The organism is Ectobacillus sp., assembly GCF_056992975.1.
Genome location: NZ_JBXKMX010000308.1, coordinates 1 through 3078 on the forward strand (window position 1 = coordinate 1; position 3078 = coordinate 3078).

At 39.2% G+C, this 3078-nt stretch carries 2 protein-coding genes and 1 pseudogene; 1 reads left to right on the forward strand and 2 read right to left on the reverse strand.

Annotated elements, in window-relative coordinates:
* Window positions 1-393: 393 nt before the first annotated feature.
* A complete protein-coding gene (locus AC11ZT_RS13810) occupies window positions 394-1113 on the reverse strand; it encodes a YebC/PmpR family DNA-binding transcriptional regulator (protein WP_484060153.1) in 720 nt (239 codons plus the stop codon).
* A gap of 320 nt (window positions 1114-1433) precedes the next feature.
* Here AC11ZT_RS13810 and AC11ZT_RS13815 point away from each other — a divergent pair, with 320 nt between their 5' ends.
* Window positions 1434-1790: a group I truncated hemoglobin gene (locus AC11ZT_RS13815; protein ID WP_379969353.1), complete on the forward strand. Its 357-nt coding sequence runs from the start codon at window positions 1434-1436 to the stop codon at window positions 1788-1790.
* A gap of 65 nt (window positions 1791-1855) precedes the next feature.
* Here AC11ZT_RS13815 and AC11ZT_RS13820 read toward each other — a convergent pair.
* Window positions 1856-2896 (reverse strand): annotated as a pseudogene (locus tag AC11ZT_RS13820) (alkene reductase); the annotation flags it as partial.
* Between the last annotated feature and the right edge of the window lie 182 nt (window positions 2897-3078).

Sequence of the window (3078 nt, forward strand, 5' to 3'; positions counted from 1 at the left end):
CTACTGAAACCATACAATGTTTCGGTAGTCTTTTTTGTGCCCATGTTTCAGATAGAAGAGGGGGAGCGGTAACAAAAGAGGGAGGATTGTACCCGCGAAGCCGAAAAAGGAAGTGTAGCGGCAACAAAAGGGGGAGGATTGTGCTCGCGAAGCCGAAAAAGAATGTGTAGTGGTAACAAAAGGGAGAGGATTGTGCTCGCCAGAGTGAAAAAATGAGATATCGTGGTACTATTTATTAGACGTTTCTGTTACTTTTCATCAAAAAGAGAAACGATTGGTGATTCGTGCTGGGCATAATATAGCATCTGTAATAAGCTTTTCTATTCAATACAAAGAGATCCTTGAAAATGGTATGACATTTCAAGGACCTCTTTTAGTAAGATATTTTTCTGATTATTCGCCTAGCTCCACATTGTGATACACTTGCTGTACATCTTCTAAATCCTCTAAAGCATCAATCATTTTTTCAAATTGTGCTTGTGCGTCTTCTTCTAATGTTACATAGTTTTGAGCAATCATTGTAAGTTCAGCGACTACAAAATCTGTGATACCAGCAGCTTTGAATGCATCTTGCACTGCATAGAATTGATCAGGCTCTGCATAAACGATAACTGATTCTTCTTCTTCTAGAATGTCACGAACGTCTACATCTGCTTCCATTAATAACTCAAGAACTTCGTCTGCCGTTTTGTCTTCAATTCCGATAACAGCTGTTGCATCAAACATATAAGCGACAGATCCCGTTACGCCCATATTCCCGCCGTTTTTACCAAATGCAGCACGTACATCGGATGCTGTACGGTTTACGTTATTTGTTAATGCATCAACAATTACCATGGATCCATTTGGTCCAAATCCTTCATAACGTAGTGTATCGTATTTTTCATCCGATCCACCTTTGGCTTTTTCAATCGCACGATCAATAATCGTTCTTGGCACACTGTATGTTTTCGCACGTTCAAGAACGACTCTTAAATTTTGATTTGATTCCGGATCCGGTTCCCCGCTTCTAGCTGCCACATAAATTTCGCGTCCGAACTTTGCATAAATACGACTCGTATTAGAATCCTTTGATGCTTTTTTTTCTTTAATATTATTCCATTTACGGCCCATTAATAACACTCTCTTTCCACTTTGAATCTACACCTAGATTACTATGATTTGATAGCCTCTTCAACAACAAATAACGATAAGTTCCATTGAAGATGTTTTAAATATTCACTAAAACATTATACATCAAATGTATAACGAGTTTCGAGTTTAATCTTGAAAAACAGAGAACGGCTGGTAAGAGGTGACAAATCGTTGAATATTTACAAAAAAAACGTAGTTAGAATCTAAAACTGTGATATTAATCACACCGATTGTAAACGATATCAAGTATACTCACTGTGTAAACAATAGTAATTAATTATTTTAGGGGGCACATTACAATGACAAATCTTTATGAAAAATTTGGCGGAGAAGAAACGATTGGTCAGGTTGTTGATTATTTTTATAAACTAGTGTTAGCAGATGACACAGTGAATACATTTTTTGCAAATACAGATATGGAAAAGCAAAGACGTCATCAAACAAAGTTTATTAGCTTCGCATTAGGTGGACCAAACAAGTATTCTGGAAATTCTATGGCTAAGGCACATGAAGGAATGAATCTTCAACCTGCTCATTTTGGTGCAATTGCAACACATCTTCACGATGCATTGGCACATTTTGGAGTTGCAGAATCAGACATTGACCAAGTATTAGCTACTGTTTCTACACTTCGTGATGACATTTTGTACAAATAAGATATAGATAGGAAAAGTCCTCCAAACATTTGGAGGACTTTTTTTCAATCATAAAAGAAATGGAATTAAATCAAGTTCTTCAAATGTGCTTTAGCATCATAAGTAATCAAATCCTTACCATCTTTCAATCGGTGAAGAAAATCAGGATTTGCAATAAGCGGGCGTCCAAACGCTGCAACGTCAATTGTACCTTCTGCAAGCGCTTCTTCTGCTGTTTCAGGATTTAGGTTACCAACCCCAACAACGACACCGTCCCAATATTTACGGACGAGCTGATGCATCGTTTTCTCGTCTGCAATCTGTTTCGTAAATTCCATCGTGGATGGATGTATCATTGTAACACCAACTTCTTTGAATGCATCAATAAAGGTCTTAATAGCCGCTTCTGGATCTTCCCACATGTAATTCGGGTTATCGATTTTAAAAGCAGAGAAACGGATGAGTGTTCGTTCTGACCCGATTGCTGCGATTACATTGGATAAGACTTCTTTCATAAAGGTGAGACGGTTTGCAAGATCTCCTCCGTATTGATCAGTACGGTGATTGGAAACATCTGAATTGAATTGATCAATTAAATAGCCGTGCGCACCGTGTACTTCTACCCCGTCAAATCCAGCTTCGATTGCATTTTTCGCAGCCTGTGTATATTGCTGGATAACTTCCTTAATATCCTCGATACTCATTTCCTCAGGTTCATCAAATGCTTCCCCAAAGCGAGATACTTTTCCTTCTGCGCGAATCGCAGAGGGAGCTTGCGGCGGAAGGTTGCCGGCAATCGTATGATGGCTTGCTCTACCGACATGCCAAATTTGGGCAATGATCGTACCGCCTTCTTCATGCACAGCTTCGGTTACCTTCTTCCACGCATCGATTTGGGCTTGTGTATAAATACCGGGAACGCCAGGATTTCCTTTGGCACGCGGGCTAATGACAATCCCTTCGGTAATAATGAGGCCGATGCCGTCATGTGCGCGGCGACGATAATACTCCACTACATTTTCTCCAACAACCCCTGTATTATCATCAGCAAAACAACGCGTCATTGGTGCCATTGCAGTTCTTGAACGCAAATTCCAAGCGCCAATTGTAACAGGTTCTACTAGCTTATGAATCGTCATTATGTACTCCTCCTCATATCTATTTTTTCTCGCTACTAAGTAATAGCTTCTCTAAGGTAGATTAACGTTCATTTACATAAATTTCAAATAATAGGCTCAGAGCTGATCTTTTTTTGCTATGATAAAAAGGAATTCACAAAAGGGTAGGGGAAACAAATGAAACACGTATA

Coding starts and splice junctions, on each gene's coding strand:
- AC11ZT_RS13810 (WP_484060153.1), bottom strand. CDS start 1,113: ATGGGCCGTAAATGGAATAATATTAAAGAAAAAAAAGCATCAAAGGAT.
- AC11ZT_RS13815 (WP_379969353.1), top strand. CDS start 1,434: ATGACAAATCTTTATGAAAAATTTGGCGGAGAAGAAACGATTGGTCAG.